This is a genomic window from Streptomyces cavernicola, assembly GCF_029968035.1.
GTDB classification, from domain to species: Bacteria; Actinomycetota; Actinomycetes; order Streptomycetales; family Streptomycetaceae; genus Streptomyces; species Streptomyces cavernicola.
Genome location: NZ_JASCIQ010000023.1, coordinates 36,341 through 59,634 on the forward strand (window position 1 = coordinate 36,341; position 23,294 = coordinate 59,634).

Below are 23,294 nucleotides of genomic sequence, written 5' to 3' on the forward strand. Positions count from 1 at the left end.
CCCCTTGATCATGCCTGCCGATCTGCAGGACCAGGCGCGCGAACTGGACAAGGCCACACAGCAGTTGCTTGAAACGGCGGAGCGACTTCACCCGGGCGGGACGGAGGAGGACTCCCTCCTCCCAGGGTGGTCCCGCGGCCATGTGCTGACCCACCTCGCGCGGAACGCCGATGGGATGCGCAACCTCCTGACCTGGGCGCGCACCGGACGCCCCACGCCGATGTACGCCAGCGCACGGCATCGCGCCGAGGACATCGAGGCGGGAGCCGGCAGGCCGCCGGGCGTAGTCCTCGCCGACCTTCGGGAGTCCGCCGGGCTGCTGGCCTCGGACATCGACGCAATGCCGCACGCCGCGTGGAGTCAGGAGGTCCGGTTCCTGGACGGAGAGGCCTTCCCCGCTGAGCGGCTCCTGTGGGTTCGGCTCAAGGAAGTCGAGATCCACCACCTTGACCTCGCCGCTGGGCGAACCCCCGACGACTGGCCCACGGAGTTCGCTCAGCGGGCCCTCACCGAAACCGTCGGCTCGTTCAGCGGACGCGAAGACGGTTGGGCGGTCCACCTGTTCGACGTGGACACCGGGGCGCACCATCTCGTCGGGCATCCGACGATGGCCACTCCCCGTATTCACGGCACTGCTGGGCACCTGCTGGTCTGGCTCATCGGCCGTGGCGCGGTCGCCGACGTAAGCACCGACAGCGGACTCCTGCCCACACCACCCGCGTGGTCCTGACCCATCCCAGCTCCCGCAACGCCGAACCGGCAGTCCCCGAAGCCCTGTTGCTTCGGGGACTGCCGGTCATGTTCCGAGCCGGGGGCGTCAGCCCAGCTCAGCCCGTCACAGCGCCCACGTCGAGATCGGTGCGCCGAGGACCTTCTCGTCGACCGTGATGCCCAGGCCCGGTGCGGCAGGCGGTCGTACGAGGCCGTCCTTGCCCACCGCGTCGAACTCGGCGGTCTTCAGCGTCACCATGTCCGCGCAGTTGAGGACCGAGCGCAGCATCCGGGGCGGGACAGTGGCGCCGAGGTGGACGATGCCGGCGAAGGCGATTTCGGAGCCGACCGTGTCTTGGACGGATACGGTCAGGCCGTTGGCGCGAGCGATGTCGCGGTGGCGGCGTCCGCGGGTGAGACCGCCCGCCTTGGAGATCTTCAGGCCGATGCCGTCGGCCACGTCACCCGCGGCCGCGAACGCGATGTCCGCGTCCTCCACGCCCAGTTCGTCGATGATGATCGGGTACGGGCAGCGCTTCCGCAGAGACATGGTCTCCCGCCAGGTCGCGCAGGGAGCTTCGAGGGTGAAGTCGAGCCCCGAGGGCAGGAGTTGGAGCATCCGCAGCACGGACTCGGGCAGCAGCCCGTTGTTCACGTCGACGAGGAAGAACTCGCCAGGGCGGAAGTCCGCCAGGCTGGCGGCGATGCGCTCCGCGTCGAGGGACGGGCCGCCCTCCTCCTCCGAAGCACCGATCTTGATGGAGTGGGAGCGGTAGCCGCGGGCCCGGTGGTCGGCGATTCGCGCCCGCATCTCCTCCGGGTCGCCGGCGTGGATGGACGACATCTGCGCCATGCCGACGCCGGTCGAGCCGCCGAGCAGTTCCGCCACAGGCAGGCCGACCGACTTGCCGAACGCGTCCCAGCAGGCAACGTCAATGGCGGTCTTGGCGTGGTTGTGCCCGGTGAGGGCCTCGTCCATGGCGTCGTTGATCCGGTCGCACTGGCGCGGGTCGCGGCCGAGCAGGTGCGGGGCGATCTCCTCGATGCCGGCCCGTACGCCGCGTGCGTGCGAGGCGATCCAGGTGGAGCCGAAGGGGGTGGACTCGCCCCAGCCCTGCGTGCCGTCGTCGCAGGTGACACGGACGATGGAGGCGTCGAAGGAGGTGTACGTACGGCCGCCGGAGAGCAGGTAGGTGCCGCCGGAGTACGGGAGTTCGGCCTGGAAGAGCTCGATCTGGGTGATCTTCATCGCGTGGGACTCCGTCAGTCGCGGTTGGAGGTGGTCGGCGGAACGAGGACGAGCTTTCCGGTGTGCTTCTTGCTCAGGAATTCCTCCTGCGCGGAGGCGATGTCCGCCAGCGGGAAGGTCGCGGAGACGACGGGGCGGATCTCGTTGCGCTCGACGTAGGAGACGAGGTTCTCGAAGACCGCGTCGGGCTGGAACGTGCAGCCGAACAGGGTGAGGTCCTTCAAATACACCGTGCGCAGGTCGATCTCGCTGATCGGCCCGCCGATGGCCCCGGCGATCGCGTACCGGCCGCCGGTGCGCAGCACGTCAAGGAGCGAGGGCCACTGCGGCCCGGCCACCAGGTCCACGACCACATCGACGGAGCCCGCGCCCAGCTCGGCGACGAGGTCCGCGTCGCGGTCGAGCGTCCGGTCCGCGCCCTGGGCCAGTACGTCGGCGGCCTTGGCGGCCGAGCAGACGGCGGTCACGGTGGCCCCGCGCCGCTTGGCGAGCTGGACTGCGGCGAGTCCCACACCGCCCGATGCACCGGTGATCAGCACATGTTCTGCGCCTACTTCGGCCCGGTGCAGCATGTTCTCGGCCGTGGAGTACGCGCACGGCACGGCCGCCAACTCCTCGTCGGACCAGTCGCTTTGCACCGCGTAGGTGTCTGCGGCCGGGGCGGTCGCGTACTGGGCGAAGCCGCCGTCGCACTCGCTGCCGTACGTCCAGCAGGCGTACGGGGCGAAGTCGACGGGGGCGCGGAGCATCGTCCGTACGAGGACGCGCTGGCCGATCCTGCCGGGGGACACCCCCTCGCCGACGGCCACGACCCGGCCGCAGACATCGGCGCCCTGGATGCGCGGGAACGTGAGGGTGGTGCCGGACCAGGTGGCCTGGTCGCCGTCCGCGACCTCTCCGAAGCCCTCGGCACCGCCGGACTCGGTCTCGGACGTCACCTTCTTCGAGTACCAGCCGATGCGGGTGTTGATGTCGGTGTTGTTGATGCCGGCGGCGCCCACCTCGATGAGCACCTCGCCGGGCTTGGGCGAGGGGACGGGGACGTCGGTGCGGTACTCCAGCTTGTCGATACCGCCGTGGCCCGTCAGGAGCACGGCGGACATGGTCTCGGGCAGCAAGTCAGGTTCCTTTGCTCGGAGTTGAGAGTGCGCCTCGCTTGGGGTACGACGACACGGCGACGCGGCAGCGTACGAGCGCGGGGGCGCGGCGAGAGGGAAAGGGACCGCGCGTGGGTGTGTCGCAGACGCGCCGCCCCGTTAGCCGGGGAACGGCGACCCGTACGCAGTCGGAACGGGTGAACTGCACGTACTCCGCGTCAAGTTGAGGAGAGGCACGGCAGCTCAGGCGCTGAGTGGCTACGTGTTCAGACGTGCGCTCGGGTGCTGGGCCGGCGGATCAGGGCCTGCTCAGCGGCGGCACGTGCGGTCGAGGAGGGAGACCGGGGGTCGGTGCGGCGGCGTCGGCTCGGCGCGCGCGGTCAGTTCCTCGGCGGCGACGTTGAGAGGCAGCACGACCCCCGCGTCCCCGGGGACTTCGAGGCCGCACCGCAGCCCGTCGTCCACGGGCGCGAGACCGTACGATGTCATCGCCGCTCCATTATCGATAATCTCCATGAGGGCAAGGAGGCGGATCGTGGCGCAGAAGCAGGCCGACGGCGGCGCGGAGAGGCGGACCGGGGGCGGTGCGGCGGACCTCATCGAACGGCTGGAGCAGGAGATCGTCCTGGGCACTCGCTTCCCGCGTGAGCGCCTGGTCGAGGACGAGCTGATGGAGCGGTACGACGCCAAGCGGCACGTCGTACGGAGCGCGCTGAAGGAGTTGGAGAGCCAGGGCCTCGTCGAACGGCGCCGCAACATCGGCTCGTTCGTGCGCGCGTACACGGCCAAGGAGCTGCGTGACGTCTACGCGGTCCGTGAGCTGTTGGAGACGCACTGCGCGGGGCTCATCGAACTGCCCGTGGCCATCGATCGGCTGGCTGCCCTGACCGCGATCCAGAAAGACCACGACGCAGCCGTCGACACCGCTGACCTGCCCGCGCTCGTCCATAGCAACACCGCCTTCCATCAAGTCCTGTTCGGCCTCGCGGACAACGCCGCCCTGGTCGAGACGATCAACCGCCATGCCCGCATGACCCATGCGGTCCGCTCCGTCACCGCCACCTCCGCGGACCTGCGCGAGCGCTCCCGGAAGGAGCACTGGGCGATCATCCGCGCGCTCACGGACGGCGACCGGGAATCGCTGGTGGAGACCTGCCGTGCCCACCTGCTGCCGTCCCGAGACGCCTACCTGCAGCGGGTTGCCACGCACTGAGTTTCAGTACGTAGTCACGCGGAGGGGAAGTAGGCCATCGTCGCGTGGCGCAGGGTGAGGCGTGCGCCGGTTCTGCCGGGGAGGATCGCGTCGAACCGGGCGAGTTTCCCGCCGTCGAGGTGCGCGTCGCCGTCGAGGAGGACCAAGGCGTACGCGGTCTGCGAGGTGATGGTCAACTCCGTGTCGCCACGCAGGAGTTGGAGCGAGCCGGGGGTTCCGCTGCGGACCATGAGGTTGAGGGCGCGGGTGCCCGGCGGGACGACGGCCGTGGACACCTCCGCGTCGCCGGCGAACGTGATGCTCCGGGGGAAGTGCACGATGTGCAGGACGCCGTCGACCACGAGCTCCAGGGGCGCGGAGCGCGGGGCCGCGAGCAGGAAGTAGCGGTCCATGCCCGGCAGGGAAGAGAAAGGGCCCGGCTCGTCGATGTCCGCGAGGCTGAGCCGCCAGGCGGGGAGGTGGTCCGGGGCTGCGGAGGGTTCGCGGTGGATTTCGCGGGTCCAGCCGCCTCCGTTGGCCCACCGCTCAGGGGTGAGGTCGGTCGTGCGGATGATCCGGGCTGTGGTGGGGTGCTGGGCGGGCATGGCGATTCCTACTTCTGCTGGGGTCCTTCTGCGGGCGGCCGGTGCGGAGGAAGGGTATGTCGGCGCCCGTGCCGCGAACCGGCCGCGCTCCCCTCGTAGCGCGGCCGGTCGGTTCCTGTCACCTTCGGGTCATGCCTTCGACGTCAGATCCACCAGGACGTCGGCGAGTGCTGCGGTCCCGCTCTCCACGTCGGTGTCCTCGGCGTACTCCTCGGGCGAGTGCGAAATGCCGCTGGGGTTGCGGACGAACAGCATGCCCGTCGGGATGTGCGGCGCGAGCACGCCCGCGTCGTGGCCGGCGCCGGTCGGCAGCAGCGGGGCGCCGGGCAGCGAGGCGGACAGCTGGTCGCGCAGGCCGGCGTGGAAGTGGGCCGTCGGGCTGTAGGACTCCGCGGTGACCTCCGCGGCGCACCCCTGGGCGGCGGCGATCTCCGTGACGCGCGCGGTGATCGTGGCGAGCAGGGCGTTCACTGCGGCGTCGTCCGGGTGCCGGATGTCCAGCCAGAGGTCGACGGTGGAGGCGATCACGTTGGCTCCGCCGGGGACGGGCCGCAGTTTGCCGACCGTCGCACGGGCCTCGGGCACGGCGCGCGCCGCGTCCTGGGCGGCGAGGATGATGCCGGCCGCGGCGGCCATCGGGTCACGGCGGTCGTCCATCGCCGTGGTGCCCGCGTGGTTGCCCTGCCCCGTGACGCGTACCCGCCAACGCCCGTGCCCCAGGATGCTGGTGGCGACGGCGACCGGGTGGTCGAGGTCGACCAGACCGCGGCCCTGCTCGACGTGCAGCTCGACGAACGCGCCGATGCGGGCGAGCCGAGCGGGGTCATGCCCCATGTACGTCGGGTCGATCCCCGCCCCGCGCGCGAGGTCGGCCAACGTGTTGCCGTCGTCGTCCCGCAAGGCGAGAGCGCGGTCGCGGTCGACGGTGCCGGCCATCAGGCCCGAGCCCAGGCAGGCGAGCCCGAACCGCGAGCCCTCCTCCTCGGGGAAGACCGCGACGGCCAGTGGCCGCTCCAAGCGGTGGCCGCGCTCGCGCAGCGTGTCGACGGCCGCGAGCGCCGAGGCCACGCCGAGCGGACCGTCGAACGCGCCGCCTCCGGGCACCGAGTCGAGGTGGCTGCCCGTCACGACGACGTCGGTGCGCTCCTTGCCGGGCGCGTCCAGCCAGGCCCAGAGCGCGCCGTTGCGGTCGGTCTCCACTTCGAGACCGCGCTTCTCCGCCTGCTCGGTGAACCAGGAACGCAGCTCCAGTTCGGCCGTGGAGAACACCGGCCGGCTGTAGCCGCCGCGCTGCGCGTCGCGCCCGACGTCGGCGATCGAGGACATCATGGCGACGGTGTTCATCGAGCTCATCGGGTCGCTCCTGCGTGGGTCGTTCCGGTCAGGAAGGGCTCGGGGACCAGCGTCCGGCCCGCCGTCGCGTCGGCGGCTGTCGCGACACCTGCGGCGAGCGCGCCTATCAGCGGGGCGAACTTCGCGCCGTGTCCCGAGCACGGGGACAGGATCGTGAGCCCCTCACACCGGTCGAGGACGAAGTGCTCGTTCGGGGTGTTGGTGAACAGGCAGGTGGTCTCGGCGTACGGCTTGGGGTCCAGGCCGGGGTGGTGGCGGCGGACGTAGTTGATGACGCGGTCGCGGTTCTTGGCGTCCACCGTGCCGTCCTGGTCCGCGGCCGAGTGCAGCAGCTTGCCGCCGTTGAACTCGGCGACCTTCTGCCCCTGGAAGTCCGCGTCGCGACCGCCGGGCAGGCCGTACGTCTGGATCTGCAGGTTCTTGTGGATGAAGGTCGGCCAGCGGTGGTTCTCCCGGTAGCGGAAGTGATACGCCTGCTCCTGCCGGACCTCGATGTGCGGCAGGCCGGCCCGGAACGCGCTGGGCAGGGGGAGCAGGTCGAGCAGCTTCGGCAGCCAGCCGCCCGCCGCGATCACCACGCGCTCGGCGTCGATCCGCCTGCCGTCGGCGCTGCGCAGGGTGTAGCCGTGGCCGCGGCGCTCGACCGCCGTCAGGTCCCAGTCGGTGAGGAGCCGTGCGCCGTTCCTCTGAGCCTGGACGACCATGGCCTCGACGCTGCGCTCGGAGTCGATGACGCCGGCCTGCGGGTGCCAGAGCACCTTGGTCTCGAAGTTGAACTGCGGCCACCGGGCGGTCGCCTCGTCCTGGCTGAGCAACTCGTGCTCGATCCCGACCTGCTCCAGGACCGCGGTGAGCGCTGCGGGGTCGCGCTCAAGTCCCCAGTCCACAGCGCCGGTTGAGGTGATCAGCGTCTGGGCGCTCGCGGCCTCCAGCTGCGACCACAGGGCACGCGAGCGGGTGACCAGGCGCGTGTAGAACTCGGACGGGTAGGCGTACCGGAAGATCCTCGCCGAGCCGTGCGAGCTGCCGGCCTCGTCGGCGGGGGTGCCGCGCTCGACGATCGTGACTTCGTGCCCGGCGGCGGCGAGTTGCCACGCCGTGGCCGCGCCTGCCAGTCCCGCTCCGACGACGACGTACTGAGAGTGGTCAACATCCACGATGGAGGCTGCTTTCTGTGAGTCGCGCGTTCTGTGCGCTGCGTGCGACGTGTGTGCCTTGTGCGGTCGATGTGACCTGCACGTTCCGTGCGCTGGCCCCTCCAGTACAGCCAGGGATTACCCCGTACGTCCAATATCAATGATTCCGTGATTGATCTCCTGAGAGAGATAATCGGGGATAATCGAGCCCATGGAACTCCGACAGCTTCGTTGTGTCGTCGCGGTCGCCGAAGAGCTGCACTTCGGCCGCGCCGCCAAGCGTCTGCACATGGCCCAGGCTCCGCTCAGCGCTCAAATCCAACGGATCGAGCGGGAGTTGGGGCACAGGCTCTTCGAGCGGACCACCCGTAGCGTGCGGCTTACGGCGGTGGGGGAGGAGTTCTACCGGCGGGCGCTCGACATCCTCGCCCGGGTCGACGAGACCACCGCCGACCTGCAGGCGGTGGCTGAGGGCAGGGCGGGAACACTGCGGGTCGGCTTCGCCAGCTCGGCCAGCTACTCCGTACTGCCGCAGGCCGTACGCCACTTCCGACGGGCGGCACCGGACGTCGACCTGCAGTTGGTTCCCCTGACCAGCGCCGAGCAGGCCGAGCAGCTGCACGAGGGACGGCTCGACCTGGGCCTCGTGCGTGGCGAGTCCGGAGCGCTCGACCTCAGCACGGAACGCCTCTTCGAGGAACGCCTCGTAGCGTGCCTGTCCGTCGACCATCCCCTGTCCGCCGAGGCCGAGGTCTCCCCGCAGGCGCTCGCCGACGAGCCGATGATCTTCTTCCCCGCGCGGGACATGCCGGGTTACGTCTCGGAGATCCGCCCGGTCTTCGCCGGGTTGCCCTTTCCCCGGGTCCGTACGCGCGTCGTCCACCAGGAGACGGCGCTCGGGTTCGTGGCGGCCGGGATGGGCTTCACGGTGCTGCCCGAGTCGGTCTCCTCGTTCCGCCCTGCCGCCGTCCATGTCGCCCGTATCACCGGCGACCCCAGGACCGTCATGTGTCTGGCTCTTCCCGATGCGGAACTCTCTCCCGCGGCCGAGCGCTTCCGCGAGGCGCTGCGCGCGAGCGGGGCCTGACGCGTACGGGGCCCGAGGTGTACGGGTCCTGACACGTACGGGGCACTCGGCCGCGGTGGAGAGCTCCGGGTTCACGCGGAGTGCGTGGGGGCGCAGGCCTGGCTGAGGGTGAGGCCCTTGGTCTCGGGGGCGAGGCGGTGCGAGACGATGCCGCCGATCAGGCTGATGGCCGCAGCCAGAAGCATCGTGGTGGAGATGCCGAGCCCCTCGGCGGAGAGCGGCATGAGGAAGGTGCCGGCCGCGGCGCCGACGCGCGATGCGGCGGTGGCGAAGCCGACGCCCGCGCCGCGGATCTCGGTGGGGAACACCTCGCCCGGATACACCCCGGACAGAGCCGTGGAGACGGCGTTGACCAGGGAGAACACCAGGAAGCAGACCAGGATCAGGGCGGGGGAGACATCGGCGAAGAGGGCGATGACGACCAGGGCGACGGTGGAGATCCAGAAGGGCGGCACGGCCAGCTTGCGTCGTCCGACGCGCTCGATGAGCAGGACCGAGACCAGCGACCCGACGACCACGAGACCGTTGATCGCCAGCGCGCCGGACAGGCCGTCCTTGATGCCGAGGAGTTCGAGGACGGTGGGGGCGAAGGCGCCGATGGCGAAGTACGGGGTGACGTTGCAGACCCAGAAGACGCTGACGAAGATCGTGGCCTTGCGGTACTCGGGCGAGAACAGACGACTGAAACCGCCCTCGGTGCGGGGTGCCGGGGTCTGCAGGTCGTGCTGATCCTCCTCTTCCAGGTACTCGCGGGCCAGGGAGGTGGCTTCCTCGGTCCTGCCCTTGCTCATCAGCCAGCGCGGGGACTCGGGGGTGCCGAGGCGGAGCAGCAGCACGACGACGGTCGGGACGGTGCTGAGTCCGAGAATGACGGTCCAGCCGACGGACGTCGACGCGACGAGCGCGTACCCGACCGCGTACGAGACCAAGTAGCCCACGTACCAGGCGACTTCCTGCGCGGCGAGCAGCCGGCCGCGCAGGCGGGCGGGCGCGAACTCGGCGAGGAGCGGCCAGCCGATGGAGTAGTCGGCGCCGATCGCCAGGCCCATCACGAAGCGGACCACGACGAGTTGCCACGCCTCGGACACGAAGAACTGGGCCACGGAACAGACCAGGAACAGGGCGAGGTCGATGGTGAACATCGATTTGCGGCCGAACCGGTCGGCAAGATAGCCGCCGACCGGGCCGCCGAAGAAGATGCCGAGCAGCGCGGCCGCGGCGATCAGGCCTTCGCCGGCGGACGACAGGCCCAGGTCCTCCGATATCGCCGGCATCACGACGCCCGTGCTGCCGAGGATGAAGCCGTCGATGAACATGCCGCCGGCGATCACCACGCTCAGCTTGGTCAGGAAGCGGCGTTTCTTCGTCGACAGGGGAGGGGGCGGCGTTCCGGCCGCGGCGACGGGTCGCGTACTGGTCTCGGTCACGGTGTTCCTCGTTCTGGGATGTTCCTGGGATGTACGGTGCGCCGCCGCACTCGCTCGGTGCCTTGCATGGGGGAGGGGTGTGTCCGGGTGTGACAACGGCCGCTGCCGCCCTGTCAGTTGGGGCGGCAGCGGCCGCGAGGGGTGTTGCGTCAGTTGGTCACCGGTTGCCGGGCCGGCTCAGCCGGGTCCGACAACGTCGCCGACTGTTGGAGGGTCAGGCCTCGGGTCTCCGGCGCCCACGCCACCGAGGCCACGGCGCCGGCGATGCTGATCGCCGCGGCCGCGAGCATCGTGTTGCCGATGCCCCAGCCGGACAGCGCCATCGGCACCAGATAGGTGCCCACGGCAGCGCCGATCCGGCTGAGCGACGACGCGAGCCCGACGGCTGTGCCCCGTACCTCGGTCGGGAACAGCTCGTTCGGATAGATCCACTGCAGGATCTGGGTGCCGCCGATGAGCACCGCGTACGCCGAGAACAGAGCCATGACCACCGATGAGGGTGCGTCGGGGAACAGGCCGAGGAGCAGCAGTGCCGCACCCGACCAGACGAAGCTGTGCGTCAGCAGGGTCCTGCGGCCCATCCGGTTGACGACGAACAGCGCGGCGACCGTGCCGAGCGTGAACAGGACACTGATGACGGCCGACCCGTAGCTCGCGAGGTCCCCTTCGAGTTTCAGGGCGTCGAGGATGACGGGGCCGAAGGCGTAGATCGCGAACAGCGGGACGACGGAGCACGTCCAGAAGACCGAGACGAACAGCATCCGCTTGCCGTAGCCGGAGCGCAGGATCGCCTTCACGTCGACGTTCTCGCGCTCCTCCTCGCCCAGGTCGGCCAGGGTCGCCTCGGGGCCGAAGACATCCTTGAGGATCTTCTCGGCCTCCACGGTACGGCCCTTCTTCACCAGCCAGCGCGGCGACTCGGGCGTGCCGAGCCGCAGCAGCACGATGACGGTGGCCGGCAGGGCAGCGCTGGCCAGCATCCACCGCCAGCCGTCGTCGCCGAGCGACAGCATCGCCTCACCGGCGATGTACGCGATCGAACCGCCCGCGAACCACATCACCAACAGCCCGCCGAGCAGCACACCGCGGTGCTTGCGCGGCGTGAACTCGGCCATCAGGGACGTGGCGATGGGGTAGTCCGCGCCCACGGCCATGCCGATGACGAGCCGCAGGACGAACAGCCACACCGGGTCGGTGGCCCAGAACTGGGCCACCGAGCACACGATGATCGCGACCAGGTCCACGGTGTAGAGGACCTGCCGGCCGAACTTGTCCGTCAGCCAACCGCCCGCGAAGGCGCCCAGGAAGATGCCGATGAGCGCCGAGGCGCCGATCAACCCCTGGGCGGATTCGGAGAGTTGGAGCTGCGGGGTGATCTGCGTCATCGCGACGCCGATGATGCTGAGGATGTACCCGTCGAGGAACGGGCCGCCCGAGGAGTACAGGGCCAGCTTCTTGTGGAAGCCGGAGAGCGGCGCGTCGTCGATTCTGTTGGAGCTCATCTGCCGTACGTCCGCTCTCAGTTGCCGGAGGTGCCCATGTACGGGTACGTCCAGTCGAGGTCGGGGCTCATGTTCTCCTTGATGTACCGGCCGCTGACCCAGCGCTGCAGCGCCAGCGGGGAGCCCGTCTTGTCGTTGGTGCCCGAGGCGCGGCCGCCGCCGAAGGACTGCACGCCCATGAGCGCGCCGGTCGGCTTGTCGTTGACGTACATCATTCCGGCGGTGTTGCGCAGGACGGACAGCGCCTCGGTGATGGCGGCGTGGTCGCGGGCGAAGATCGAGCCACCCAGGGCGTACTCGCTGGTGCCGTCGACGAGCTTGAGGAGGTCGTACCACTCGACCTCGGCGTCGTCGTAGACGTGGACGGTCAGGAGCGGGCCGAAGAACTCCTCCTTCATGGTGAAGGCGCTCGGGTCGGTCGTCACGAACAGGGTCGGGTCGACGAACCAGCCCTTGTCCTTGCGGACGGTGCCACCGGCGAGCAGGGTGTGGCTGGCGAGGGCCTTGGCGCGCTCGAGGGCGTCCGCGAGGCGGTCGGCGGAGACCTCGTCGATGACCGCGCCGACGTACGTCTCGTGCTCGGTGATGTCACCGACCTTGAGGCCCTTGACGGTCTCGACGAGCTTGGTCTCCAGGCCGGCCTCCCACAGGCTGCGGGGGATGTAGACGCGCGAGGCGGCGGTGCACTTCTGGCCCTGGTACTCGTACGCACCGCGGACCATCGCGACGAGCAGCGCCTCCGGGTCGGCCGAGGAGTGCGCGACGATCGCGTTCTTGCCGCCGGTCTCGCCGACCAGGCGCGGGTAGGCGCGGTACTTCTCGATGTTGACGCCGGCGGTCTTCCACAGGCCGCGGAAGACCGCGGAGGAGCCGGTGAAGTTCAGGCCGGCGAACTGCTCGTGGGCCATGGCCTGCTCGGAGATGGCGCGACCGCTGCCGTGGACCAGGTTGATGACACCGGCGGGCAGGCCCGCCTCCTCGAAGAGCCGCATGACGACGTCGCTGGACAGCGCCGACTTCTCCGAAGGCTTCCAGACGACGGTGTTGCCCATCATGGCCGGGGTCGAGGGCAGGTTGCCCGCGATGGCCGTGAAGTTGAACGGGGTGATCGCCAGGACGAAGCCCTCCAGGCCGCGGTGGTCCATGACGTTCCACTGGCCGGCGGGGGAGGTGGGCTGCTGCTCGTAGATCTGCGCGGCGTTGTGGGCGTTGTAGCGGAAGAAGTCCGCCAGCTCACAGGCGTCGATCTCGGCCTGGTGGTACGTCTTCGACTGGTGCAGCATCGTCGTCGCGAGCAGCTCGTCGCGGTACTTGCCGCTGACCAGGTCGGCCGCGCGCAGGAAGATCGCGACCCGCTCGTACCAGGGGGTGTTGGCCCACGACTCCTGCGCGGCGAGCGCGGCGTCGATGGCCGCCTGCACCTGCTTCTCGTCGGCCTTCGGGATGCGGCCGAGCACGTGGGCGTGGTTGTGCGGGGCGACCAGGTCGACCTTCTCGCCGTCGAACTGCCGCTCGCCGCCGATGACATGGGGCAGCTCGCGGACCTCGCCCTTGACCCGGTCGAGCTCGGCATACAGGCGCACGGCCTCGGGGGAGCCGGGCGCGTAGTCCTTCGCGGGCTCGTTGTACGGGGCGGGGACGCGGACGGTGCCGTTGTGGACGATGGTGTTTGCCATTGCTTTCCTCAGGATTCCAGGGGGCCGGCCGCGCTGTGGCTGCGGCGGCGGGACCGGGGCGGGGCGAAGGGGCAGCGCAAGAGCAAGGCTATGAACGTTGCACTGAAATTTCAGCGCGACGGTACTTACACTGTTCGGTATGAGTCAAGACATCGATCTGATCGAGGCTGCTGAGGGCTCCCTCGCCGGGCCGCGTACGGCGTCCCGTGGCGGGTCGCTCGCCGAGAGCGCGTACGTGCGGCTGCGCGACGACATCATCACCGTGAAGCTGCAGCCGGGCGACCCGTTGGACGAGAAGCAGTTGAGCCGTGACCTCGGCGTCGGTCTGACTCCGGTGCGCGACGCCCTCAAGCGGCTGCGCCACGAGCGGCTCGCCGTGATCTATCCGCGCCGCGGCACGTTCGTCGCCGAGATCAACATCAGCGACGAGCGCTGGCTCACCGAAGTCCGCACCGACCTGGAGGGACTGGCCGCGGCGCTGGCCGCGGAGCGCGCCACCGACGAGGAGTGCGCCGAGCTGAAGCGCATGGCCGAGGCGATGGAGGACGCGGTCGAGGTGTCCCGCGACTACATCACCCAGGACACCGAGATCCACCGCGCGATCTACCGTGCCGCTCACAATCCGTACCTAGAGGCGACCCTCACTCAGTACTCGAACCTGGCCATGCGGATCTGGCACTACGGCCTCGTCCGGGCCCGGCCGAGCACCCCGCGCTCCTGTGCGCAGGACGAGGTCGTCGAGGAGATCTGTGCGCGCCGGCCGGGTGCCGCGCGCAAGGCGGCGCAGGCGCATCTGCTGGGGTTCTCCGCGTCGGTGCGCTCGATGCTGTGAGCGGTCTGCGCGCTCAGAGGGTTTGTAAAATTTCAGTTACTTGAACAGATATCTCGCGGGGCGTCGGCGGCAGCCGGCGCCCCGTTTTCGCATGTCAGCGCCCTGCGCTCGGTCAGTGGCCGTCAGAAATTGCTTGAGCGAACGCCGAGTTACGGTCAAGTGGGGGTTGTGAGATTCGTGATCACATCTTAGGTTCCTGCCTCAGCAGCCCCGCGGAGCGCGAGCCGTCTTGCCGCCCTCTGCGGGAGCTGCCCCCAATCCCATCTCCCGCCCCCGGTCCGCCCTTTCCGCCGGACCCCGTTCATCTGGGGATCGATGTGCTGAGCAACCTGCTGCTGAAGGCAGCCGAGAGCAAGAAGCTCGAACGACAGATCAGCAAGAACAAGCTCACCCGTGGTCTGGTGAGCCGCTTCGTCGCCGGTGTCACCCTCGAAGAAGCCATCAAGGCCACCAAGGAGCTCAACAAGGACGGCATCGACGTCAGCCTCGACCTCCTCGGCGAGAGCGTCTTCGACCTGGCCGAGTCGACCCGCGCCACCGACCAGTACATCGAGACCATCGAGGCCATCGCCGAGCACGTCCCCGGCTCGACGGTCTCGGTCAAGCTCTCCCAGCTCGGCATCGCCGTCGACGTGGCCGCCTGCGCCAAGAACCTCGAGCGCCTCTTCGAGGCGGGCGAGCAGAACGGCGTCGTCGTCGAGGTCGACATGGAGCACAGCTCCGTGGGCCGCGACACCATGGACCTGTTCCGCAAGGCCCTGCCGCGCTACCCCCAATCCCGCATGGCCATCCAGGCCGCGCTGCGCTCCACTCCAGAGGACCTGGAGACCTTCACCGAGGTCAAGCCGCGGCTCCGCCTGGTCAAGGGCGCGTACGACGAGCCGTTGCACCGCGCCCAGCAGGACCGCAAGGAGGTCACGGCGCAGTATCTGCACCTGACCCGCTACGTCCTTGCGAACTGCCCCGACCCCGCCTTCGGCACGCACGACGACATCTGCATCGACTTCGCCAAGCAGGCGGCCAAGGACGCGGGCGTCGACAAGAAGGACTACGAGTTCCAGATGCTGTACGGCGTCCGCCGCGACCTGCAGAAGGAGCTGGTGCGTGACGGCTACCGGGTGCGCGTGTACCTGCCGTTCGGCACGCAGTGGTACCCGTACCTGATGCGCCGCATGGCCGAGCGCCCCGCCAACCTGCTGTTCTTCCTGCGCTCGCTGGTGGGCGGCTGACATGTCCGCCGATGCCGACACCGGGGTGGGCCGATGACCGGTGCGGCCCCGCTCGTACAGGCGTCTCTGCTCACCGACCAGGTGCACGCCGTCCTGTACCAGGCCGTCATCAACGGGGCGATTCCTGCGGGCACCCGGCTGCGGGTGCGTGACGTCGCCGAGCGCATGGGCACCAGCGTGATGCCCGTACGCGAGGCGATCCGGCGCCTGGAGGAGAGCGGCCTGGTCGAGCGGGAGCCGCACAAGGGCGCCGTGGTCAAAGGGTTCACGCTCCGCGAGCTGATCCACATCTACGACGTACGCCTGCTCCTGGAGTCCGGGGCCGGCCGCCAGGGCGTCGCCGGTCTGGACGAGGAACTGGTCCGCAGCATGGCCAAGGAGTGCGAGGCGTTGAACCGGGCCGCGCACGAAGGGCGGGTGCGCGACGCGCTCGACCACGACGAGGCGCTGCTTACCGTCCTGTACGGCGCGGGCGGCAACCCGGTCCTGATGGACACCGTCCGTGGCCTGTGGCACCAGTGCCGTGCCTACAAGGTGCTCGGTGCCGCGGCCGCCGAAGGCGAGCGGGAATCGACGCTGTGGAAGTACCAGTCACGCCTCGTCGACGCCGCCTGCGAGGGCGACGCGGACACGGTCGCCGACCTCATCCGCGATTCGTTGCTCAGCTCCCGCTCCCGCATCCAGTCCACGCTCGACGAGGAGGGCGAGGCCACGTGACCTCCACGGAGCAGACCTGCCACTGCGGCCGGCCGCTGACCTCGTGCGTCGGCTGCGGCGACCCGCGCTGCCTGCGCTGCGACCCGTACCGTTCCGAGGACTGCGAGAGCGTGCGATGAGCAACACCCTTGATTCCCCGGGCAGTTGTACGTACGTCGTCATCGGCGAGACCAACCTGGCCCGCCGGGTGTGTGCCTCGCTCCGCGAGTGCGGGCACACCGTGCGGCACCTCACCGAGCCCCGCGACCACGAGCTGCGCGAGGCGATGGAGCCGGAGCCGGAAGCGGTCGCCGTGCTGCTCCACGACGACGTCGCCGCGCTGCGGTACGCGCTCGCCGTGGCGCACATCGGCGAGCGCACGCCGATCACCGTCACGATCTTCGACCGGACCGTGGCCGACGAACTCCTGCGCCTGCTGCCGCAGTGCCACGTGACCTCACCGGCCGAACTGGCCGCGCCGGTTCTGGCCGGGCCCTGCCTCGGCGCCGACATCAGCGCGCTGCGTCATGAGGAAGGGGCGACCCACGCCGTCCGCGTCACCGACGAAGGTCCGGTCAGCAGCCTGCCGTGGCAAGCCGAACGCGTACGGCTGCGGGCCCGGATCGGCCGCCTCGCCGGACAGTTGCGCCCGCACGACGCGGGCACCCGCATCCTGCTCCTCGGCCTGCTCGGGATGTTCACCGCCCTGGTCACCGACCTGATCTGGCTCCTTGCCAGCGGCCACCATCCGGCCGGCGCGCTGTTCGACGCCGCCCGGGTGGTGGCCACCGTCGGCCCCGCCGAAGCGCCGGACCATTCGGCCGCGTACTCCGTACTGGCCAGCGTGCTGATGCTCGCCACGGTCGTCTTCGGCGCGCTGTTCACCGCCGGGGTCGTCGAGCGGATGCTCGGGCCGCGCCTCGTCGGCCTGGTCGGGCCGCGTACGGTGCCCCGCTCGGGGCACGTCATCGTCGTCGGCATGGGGCAGGTGGGGATCCGCCTCTGCGGTGAACTGCGGCGGCTCGGCGTGCCGGTGGTCGGTGTGGAACGCGATCCGGCCGCCCCCGGCATCAGGCTCGCCCGCTCGCTCGGCATCCCCGTACTGACAGGGCACGGCGGCGACCGGGTGGTCCTGGAGCAGCTGCGGCTGCACAAGGCCCGCGCCCTCGCCGCGGTCGGCTCCGACGACCTCGACAACGTCGCCGTCGCCATCGCCGCGCACGGCGTCGCACCCGACACCCGTGTGGTCCTTCGTGCGGGCGAACACGAGGCGATCGCCGAGACCCGCTCACTGCTGCCCCTCGGGACGGTGCGCGACGTGAACAGCCTTGCCGCCGCGTACGTCCTGGCCCGCATGCTCGGCACCCCGGCCACCGGCGTCATCGCCCACCGGCACCGCACGCTCGTGCAGCTGCCCGCCGGCACCTTCGAGCCCTGGCCCTTGGCCGCGCGCCGGGGCTGTGCGCACGTGGCCGTCGCCCTCAGTGGCTGAAGCTGCTTTCGCCGCAACCAATTCCCTCACCCAGCAAGGAAGTTCCCCATGGCTCAGGAAGTACGCGGCGTCGTCGCACGCTCCGCCAAAGCCCCCGTCACCGTCGAGACGATCGTGATCCCCGACCCCGGACCCGGCGAGGTAGTGGTGAAGGTGCAGGCCTGCGGTGTCTGCCACACCGACCTGCACTACCGGGAGGGCGGCATCAACGACGAGTTCCCCTTCCTCCTCGGCCACGAGGCGGCGGGCCTCGTCGAGACCGTCGGCGAGGGTGTCACCGAGGTGGCGCCGGGCGACTTCGTCATCCTCAACTGGCGTGCTGTGTGCGGCCAGTGCCGGGCCTGCCGCCGCGGCCGCCCGCAGTACTGCTTCGACACCCACAACGCCAAGCAGAAGATGACGCTCACCGACGGCACGGAGCTGTCGCCGGCGCTCGGCATCGGTGCGTTCGCCGAGAAGACGCTGGTCGCGGCGGGCCAGTGCACCAAGGTCGACCCGACGGTCTCGCCGTCCGTCGCGGGCCTGCTCGGCTGCGGCGTGATGGCGGGCATCGGCGCCGCGATCAACACGGGCGAGGTCGGCCGGGGTGACTCCGTGGCCGTCATCGGCTGCGGCGGCGTGGGCGATGCGGCCATCGCCGGTGCCCGGCTTGCTGGGGCGGCGAAGATCATCGCGGTGGACATCGACGACCGCAAGCTCGCGACGGCGCGCGAGATGGGCGCCACCCACGCCGTCAACTCCCGCGAGAACGACGCCGTCGAGGCCATCCGCGAACTGACCGACGGCAACGGAGCCGACGTCGTGATCGACGCGGTGGGCCGCCCCGAAACGTACAAGCAGGCCTTCTACGCCCGCGACCTCGCCGGCACCGTCGTCCTGGTGGGCGTGCCCACCCCGGACATGACCGCCCCCGAACTGCCGCTGATCGACTACTTCGGCCGCGGCGGCGCGCTGAAGTCGTCCTGGTACGGCGACTGCCTTCCCTCCCGCGACTTCCCCATGCTCGTCGACCTGCACCAGCAGGGGCGCCTGCCGCTGGAGAAGTTCGTCACCGAGGAGATCGGCATCGAGGGAGTCGAGGCAGCCTTCGAGAAGATGTACCGCGGTGAGGTTCTGCGCTCGGTGGTGGTCCTCTGATGCTGGGCAAGGATCACCTGGTCACGCCCATGGGCGTGGGCATCGACCACCTGATCACCTCGGGGACCTTCTCCCTCGACGGCGGTACCTGGGAGGTGGACAACAACGTCTGGATCGTCGGCGACGAGCACGAGGTCGTCGTGATCGACCCCGCGCACGACGCGGACCGGATCGTCGAGGCCGTCGACGGTCGCAAGGTCGTGGCCATCGTGTGCACCCACGCCCACAACGACCACGTCAATGCCGCCCCCGACCTCGCCTACCGCACCGGGGCGCCGATCCTCCTCCACCCGGACGACGGGGTCCTGTGGAAGCAGACGCACCCCGACCGCGCCCCGGACGGCGAGCTGTCCCACGGCCAGCGGATCACCGTGGCCGGGACGGAACTGGTGGTCCTGCACACCCCCGGACACGCGCCCGGCGCGGTCTGCCTCCACGTCCCTGAACTGGACACCGTCTTCACCGGCGACACCCTCTTCCAGGGCGGTCCCGGCGCCACCGGACGGTCCTACTCGGACTTCCCCACGATCGTCCGCTCCATCAGGGCCGAGCTCCTCACCCTCGACCCCGCCACCGTCGTCCGTACAGGTCACGGCGGGTCCACCACCATCGGCGCCGAAGTCGGCAACGTACAGGAGTGACTTGACCGCGGACGGTGACCAACTCCTATGCCTGAGGCCCGGCCATTGTGCCGGGCCTCAGGCATGTCTGCGGTCCAACGCCTGTGCAGGCGGGGCGAGTTGGCGTAAGCCGCGAGTCTGCGGCTACCACAGCAACCCGGTAGGGGGAAGCACTCCCGCGCGCTGCGATTGTGCAGTCGTTTCGCACGATGCCCCACGACTCTGTTTGCTTGTCCTGCAGGGAATCCGTCCGCAAAATTGAGGGATACCGCAGGTGAGCACAACTCCCTGCCGAACAGCATCTGTTGAACATTTTTCTACACCCATCACCCCTGCCCGGAAGCGGCTCCCGCCGACATGCGCACCACAGTGAAGTGGTTGGACGCACCCTTTCCAACCCGTGGCAGAGGACATCACATGGGCAGCTCCCGAGAGGGGAACGACGTGGCACAAGGGAATCTCAAGGCCTCCCAGCTGGAGCGGGTACAGGACTTGGTGGCGCGGCGGACCGCCGGCCTGAGCCTGGAGGCTCCCTTCTACACGGACCAGGATTTCTTCGACGCCGACATGAAGGCGATCTTCGGCCGCCACTGGCTGTTCGTCGCCGTCGACGCGGAGATCCCCGAACCGGGTGACACCACCACCATCGACTTCGGTCCTTACTCGGTCATCGTGGTGCGCGACGACGACGAGGAGCTGCGGGCCTTCCACAACGTCTGCCGGCACCGCGGTGCCCGTCTCCTGGACGCGGGTTGCGCCGAGATCGGCAACCTGGTGTGCCCGTATCACAAGTGGACGTACAACACCGACGGCGAGCTGATGCACGCTCCGGCCCAGGCGCCGGACTTCGACCGCAGCAGCTTCGGGCTGCGCACCGTGCACGTGCGCAGTGTCGCGGGTCTGATCTTCATCTGCCTGGCCGAGGAGCCGCCGGCCGACTTCGACGAGGTCGCCGCGGTGATCGAGCCGTACTTCGCGCCGCACGCGCTGAAGGGCGCGAAGCTCGCCCACCGCACCGACCTGGTGGAGAACGGCAACTGGAAGCTGGTCCTGGAGAACAACCGCGAGTGCTACCACTGCGACGGCCACCCCGAGCTGATCGGAGCCTACTTCCCCGTCTTCGCCATCGACGACGATGAGGACGTCCCGCCCAACCTCCGTACCACGTACGAGCGTTACCGCAAGACTCTGGCGGAGATGTACGAGGTCTACGACCGGCTCGGGCTGCCCTACGAGCACATCCGGGAGGTGGACACCCGCACCACCGGCTTCCGTGTGCAGCGTGACGCGCTGGACGGGGCCGGCGAGTCCTACACCCTGGACGGCACGGCCGCCTGCACCAGGACACTGGGCGACCTGCCCGAGAAGCGCCTCGGCTATCTGTCCATGCACATGCAGCCCAACAGCTGGTTCCACGTCGTGGGCGACCACGCGATCACCTTCAGCGCGCTGCCGATCTCCCCGGACAAGACCCTGGTGCGCACCACGTGGCTGGTCCACCCCGACGCCGAGGAGGGCGCGGACTACGACCTCGGCGCGATGACGAAGGTGTGGACGGCCACCAACGACCAGGACGCGGCTCTGGTCGCCCGTGGCCAGCAGGGTGTCACCAACCCGGCCTACGTCCCCGGCCCGTACGCGCCCAGCGAGCACCAGGTCGAGGCCTTCGTCAACTGGTACATCACCCGGCTCGAGGAGGAACTGAAGCGATGACAGAGATCCCTTCCGACGGTTACGGGGCCGGCTACGTGAGCGAATCCGTCCACGCCGCCACCGCGCCGCTCCCCGAACCGGAACTCCCGCAGGAGTACCCGCAGGACGACCTGGACCACGTCTTCGCCTGCACCCGCGTCGAGGACGTCACCGCGGACATGAAGACGTTCGTGCTCGAACCGGCGGGGCCGGGGACGATCACGTACGAGCCGGGCCAGTACCTCGCGTTCACCTTCGACATCGACGGCGAGGAGGTGGGCCGCTGCTACACCATCTCGTCGGCGCCCACCCGCCCGCACGCGGTCACCATCACGGTCAAGCGGGTGCCCGGCGGGCGCGTCTCCAACTGGCTGCACGACAACTTCACGGTGGGCAGCACGGTCAGCGCCCGCGGCCCGTTCGGTGACTTCTCGAACGTCCACCACCCGGCGCCCGCCTACCTCTTCCTGTCCGGCGGCAGTGGTGTCACGCCGCTGATGTCCATGACCAGGACGATGTACGACCACGGCGCACCGGCGGACATCGCCTTCGTGCACAGCGCCCGTACGCCCGACGACATCCCGTTCCGCGCGGAGCTGGAGCTGTTCGACGTGACGTCGCGGAACATCCGCGTCACGCACGTCTGCGAGGCCGACGGGGAGGCCGAGCAGTGGGAGGGCCACCGCGGCCGCCTCACCCTGGAGGCCCTTGAGGAGATCGCCCCGGACTTCCGTGAACGCGAGGTCTTCGTCTGCGGCCCGGCCGGCTACATGCGGGCCGTCCACGCGATGCTGACCGAGGCCGGTCTGCCCGAGGAGCGCTACCACCAGGAGAGCTTCGACGGCGCGACCGCCGTGCCCGCGACTCCAGCGGACACCGGCACAGCCCAGGCGACGTACGCGGTCGAGTTCTCGCGCACCGGCACCACCGTCGAGTGCGGCGCGACCACCACGCTGCTCCAGGCTGCCGCCGAGGCCGGCCTCACCCTCCCGTCGTCCTGCGGACAGGGCATGTGCGGCTCCTGCGTCTCCCCGCTCAGCAAGGGCACGGTCGACATGCGGGACAACGGCGGCCTGCGCCCCCGGCAGCGTGCCCAGGGCAAGATCCTGCTGTGCTGCTCGACGCCCTTGGAAGACCTCGTCATCGACGCGTGAACGAGGCCAACGCACTTATAAAGGACGGACGTTCATGACCGTGCAGCACGCGCCCGCCCCGGCCCCTGACCTGCGCCTGACGGCGGACGTCTACGCCGCCCTGCAGGCCCGGGACCCCGCACAGTCCGAGTTCCACCAGGCAGCACGCGAGGTGCTCGAATCCCTCGAGCCCGTACTCGCCCGGCACCCCGAATACGCACGCCACCGCGTCGTTGAGCGCCTGTGTGAGCCCGAGCGGCAGCTTGTCTTCCGCGTCCCGTGGGTCGACGACGCCGGGCAGGTGCAGGTCAACCGGGGCTTCCGGGTGGAGTTCAACTCCGCGCTCGGCCCGTACAAGGGCGGCCTGCGCTTCCACCCCAGCGTCAACCTCGGCATCGTGAAGTTCCTCGGTTTCGAGCAGATCTTCAAGAACGCCCTGACCGGGCTGCCCATCGGCGGCGGCAAGGGCGGCGCCGACTTCGACCCCAAGGGTCGCTCGGACGGCGAGATCATGCGGTTCTGCCAGTCCTTCATGACCGAGCTCCACCGGCACCTCGGCGAGCACACCGATGTGCCGGCCGGTGACATCGGCGTCGGCGGCCGTGAGATCGGCTACCTCTTCGGCCAGTACAAGCGGATCACCAACCGCTACGAGTCCGGTGTCCTCACCGGCAAGGGCCTGCGCTGGGGCGGCTCCCACGTCCGCACGGAGGCCACCGGCTACGGCACCGTCTACTTCGTCTCCGAGATGCTCGCCGAACGAGGCCAGGTCCTCGACGGCCGACGCGTCGTCGTGTCCGGCTCCGGCAACGTCGCGATCTACGCCGCGCAGAAGGCACAGGAGCTCGGCGCGCAGGTCGTCGCGATGTCGGACTCCAGCGGATACATCGTCGACGACGACGGCATCGACGTCGAACTGGTCAAGGAGATCAAGGAACTTCGCCGTACGCGCATCAAGGAGTACGCGCAGACCGTGACCCGGGCCCGCTACATCGAGGGCGGCTCCATCTGGGACGTGCCCTGCGCGGTCGCCCTGCCCTGCGCCACCCAGAACGAGCTCGACGAGAAGGCGGCCCGCAGTCTCCTCGCCGGGGGAGTGGAAGCGGTGGCGGAGGGCGCCAACATGCCCACCACACCCGAGGCCGTTAGGCTCCTGCAGGAGGCGGGCGTCGCCTTCGGCCCCGGCAAGGCGGTCAACGCCGGCGGGGTGGCCACTTCGGCCCTGGAGATGCAGCAGAACGCCACGCGCGCGGCCTGGTCCTTCGAGGACACCGACCGGCGGCTCGCGCAGATCATGGCCGACGTCCACACCACCTGCCTGACCACCGCCGAGGAGTACGGCGCTCCGGGCGACTACGTGGTCGGCGCCAATATCGCGGGCTTCCTGAAGGTGGCCGACACCATGCTCGACCTCGGCGTGATCTGACC

The 23,294-nt window shown here is 69.7% G+C and carries 22 protein-coding genes; 13 read left to right on the plus strand and 9 right to left on the minus strand.

What is annotated here, in order from left to right; translation table 11 throughout:
- Positions 1-10 precede the first annotated feature (10 nt).
- Entirely contained in the window at positions 11-730 is a 720-nt protein-coding gene (locus tag QIS96_RS21815; protein ID WP_282544367.1) for a maleylpyruvate isomerase family mycothiol-dependent enzyme, read from the plus strand.
- Between the two features lie 105 nt (positions 731-835).
- Here the strand turns inward: QIS96_RS21815 and QIS96_RS21820 are convergent, their stop codons facing one another.
- From QIS96_RS21820 to QIS96_RS21830, 3 genes are all read right to left on the minus strand, one after another.
- On the minus strand, positions 836-1,960 hold the full coding sequence (locus QIS96_RS21820) for a mandelate racemase/muconate lactonizing enzyme family protein (protein ID WP_282544368.1): 1,125 nt from the start codon (positions 1,958-1,960) through the stop codon (positions 836-838).
- A gap of 14 nt (positions 1,961-1,974) precedes the next feature.
- A complete protein-coding gene (locus tag QIS96_RS21825) occupies positions 1,975-3,078 on the minus strand; it encodes an alcohol dehydrogenase family protein (RefSeq protein WP_282544369.1) in 1,104 nt (367 codons plus the stop codon).
- Positions 3,079-3,366: 288 nt separating this feature from the next.
- Positions 3,367-3,546, minus strand: a complete 180-nt coding sequence (locus QIS96_RS21830) for a hypothetical protein (protein ID WP_282544370.1) — start codon at positions 3,544-3,546, stop codon at positions 3,367-3,369.
- A gap of 46 nt (positions 3,547-3,592) precedes the next feature.
- Here QIS96_RS21830 and QIS96_RS21835 point away from each other — a divergent pair, with 46 nt between their 5' ends.
- Positions 3,593-4,270 (plus strand): GntR family transcriptional regulator, encoded by a 678-nt coding sequence (locus QIS96_RS21835; RefSeq protein WP_282544371.1) that lies wholly within the window; start codon positions 3,593-3,595, stop codon positions 4,268-4,270.
- Positions 4,271-4,284: 14 nt separating this feature from the next.
- On the opposite strand, the gene QIS96_RS21840 is transcribed toward QIS96_RS21835, so the two are convergent.
- From QIS96_RS21840 to QIS96_RS21850, 3 genes are all read right to left on the minus strand, one after another.
- A complete protein-coding gene (locus QIS96_RS21840) occupies positions 4,285-4,854 on the minus strand; it encodes a HutD/Ves family protein (protein ID WP_282544372.1) in 570 nt (189 codons plus the stop codon).
- A 129-nt stretch (positions 4,855-4,983) separates the two neighbouring features.
- Positions 4,984-6,207 carry an allantoate amidohydrolase gene (locus QIS96_RS21845; protein ID WP_282544373.1) on the minus strand — a complete coding sequence of 408 codons (1,224 nt, stop codon included), beginning with the start codon at positions 6,205-6,207 and terminating at the stop codon, positions 4,984-4,986.
- The gene (locus QIS96_RS21850) at positions 6,204-7,364 is read right to left on the minus strand and encodes an FAD-dependent oxidoreductase (RefSeq protein WP_282544374.1); all 1,161 of its coding nucleotides are present in this window, start codon (positions 7,362-7,364) and stop codon (positions 6,204-6,206) included. The genes QIS96_RS21845 and QIS96_RS21850 overlap by 4 nt, the downstream gene beginning before the upstream one ends.
- A gap of 190 nt (positions 7,365-7,554) precedes the next feature.
- Here QIS96_RS21850 and QIS96_RS21855 point away from each other — a divergent pair, with 190 nt between their 5' ends.
- Positions 7,555-8,430 carry a LysR family transcriptional regulator gene (locus QIS96_RS21855; protein ID WP_282544375.1) on the plus strand — a complete coding sequence of 292 codons (876 nt, stop codon included), beginning with the start codon at positions 7,555-7,557 and terminating at the stop codon, positions 8,428-8,430.
- 71 nt (positions 8,431-8,501) lie between these two features.
- Here the strand turns inward: QIS96_RS21855 and QIS96_RS21860 are convergent, their stop codons facing one another.
- The 3 genes from QIS96_RS21860 to pruA all read right to left on the minus strand — a co-directional run bounded on the left by QIS96_RS21860 (position 8,502) and on the right by pruA (position 13,035).
- Positions 8,502-9,857 carry an MFS transporter gene (locus QIS96_RS21860; RefSeq protein ID WP_282544376.1) on the minus strand — a complete coding sequence of 452 codons (1,356 nt, stop codon included), beginning with the start codon at positions 9,855-9,857 and terminating at the stop codon, positions 8,502-8,504.
- A 149-nt stretch (positions 9,858-10,006) separates the two neighbouring features.
- Positions 10,007-11,359, minus strand: a complete 1,353-nt coding sequence (locus QIS96_RS21865; RefSeq protein ID WP_282544377.1) for an MFS transporter — start codon at positions 11,357-11,359, stop codon at positions 10,007-10,009.
- Between the two features lie 17 nt (positions 11,360-11,376).
- On the minus strand, positions 11,377-13,035 hold the full coding sequence (pruA, locus tag QIS96_RS21870) for an L-glutamate gamma-semialdehyde dehydrogenase (protein WP_282544378.1): 1,659 nt from the start codon (positions 13,033-13,035) through the stop codon (positions 11,377-11,379).
- 139 nt (positions 13,036-13,174) lie between these two features.
- Between pruA and QIS96_RS21875 the strand changes: the two genes are divergently transcribed.
- The 10 genes from QIS96_RS21875 (at position 13,175) to gdhA (ending at position 23,292) form a co-directional block, all read left to right on the plus strand.
- Positions 13,175-13,867, plus strand: coding sequence for a GntR family transcriptional regulator (locus tag QIS96_RS21875; RefSeq protein WP_282544379.1), 693 nt, complete (start codon positions 13,175-13,177; stop codon positions 13,865-13,867).
- A 317-nt stretch (positions 13,868-14,184) separates the two neighbouring features.
- Positions 14,185-15,096 carry a proline dehydrogenase family protein gene (locus QIS96_RS21880; RefSeq protein WP_282544380.1) on the plus strand — a complete coding sequence of 304 codons (912 nt, stop codon included), beginning with the start codon at positions 14,185-14,187 and terminating at the stop codon, positions 15,094-15,096.
- A gap of 33 nt (positions 15,097-15,129) precedes the next feature.
- The gene (locus QIS96_RS21885; RefSeq protein ID WP_282544381.1) at positions 15,130-15,813 is read left to right on the plus strand and encodes a GntR family transcriptional regulator; all 684 of its coding nucleotides are present in this window, start codon (positions 15,130-15,132) and stop codon (positions 15,811-15,813) included.
- Positions 15,810-15,932, plus strand: a complete 123-nt coding sequence (locus QIS96_RS21890; RefSeq protein ID WP_282544382.1) for a hypothetical protein — start codon at positions 15,810-15,812, stop codon at positions 15,930-15,932. The genes QIS96_RS21885 and QIS96_RS21890 overlap by 4 nt, the downstream gene beginning before the upstream one ends.
- Positions 15,929-17,284, plus strand: a complete 1,356-nt coding sequence (locus QIS96_RS21895) for a potassium channel family protein (protein WP_282544383.1) — start codon at positions 15,929-15,931, stop codon at positions 17,282-17,284. Before QIS96_RS21890 ends, QIS96_RS21895 begins: the two co-directional genes overlap by 4 nt.
- A 48-nt stretch (positions 17,285-17,332) precedes the next feature.
- Positions 17,333-18,421, plus strand: coding sequence for an S-(hydroxymethyl)mycothiol dehydrogenase (locus QIS96_RS21900; RefSeq protein WP_282544384.1), 1,089 nt, complete (start codon positions 17,333-17,335; stop codon positions 18,419-18,421).
- Positions 18,422-18,450: 29 nt separating this feature from the next.
- The gene (locus tag QIS96_RS21905) at positions 18,451-19,062 is read left to right on the plus strand and encodes an MBL fold metallo-hydrolase (RefSeq protein ID WP_282544446.1); all 612 of its coding nucleotides are present in this window, start codon (positions 18,451-18,453) and stop codon (positions 19,060-19,062) included.
- Positions 19,063-19,458: 396 nt separating this feature from the next.
- Positions 19,459-20,754, plus strand: coding sequence for an aromatic ring-hydroxylating oxygenase subunit alpha (locus tag QIS96_RS21910; protein WP_282544385.1), 1,296 nt, complete (start codon positions 19,459-19,461; stop codon positions 20,752-20,754).
- On the plus strand, positions 20,751-21,887 hold the full coding sequence (locus tag QIS96_RS21915) for a hybrid-cluster NAD(P)-dependent oxidoreductase (protein ID WP_282544386.1): 1,137 nt from the start codon (positions 20,751-20,753) through the stop codon (positions 21,885-21,887). The genes QIS96_RS21910 and QIS96_RS21915 overlap by 4 nt, the downstream gene beginning before the upstream one ends.
- 34 nt (positions 21,888-21,921) lie before the next feature.
- Positions 21,922-23,292: an NADP-specific glutamate dehydrogenase gene (gdhA, locus tag QIS96_RS21920; protein ID WP_282544387.1), complete on the plus strand. Its 1,371-nt coding sequence runs from the start codon at positions 21,922-21,924 to the stop codon at positions 23,290-23,292.
- Positions 23,293-23,294 lie beyond the last annotated feature (2 nt).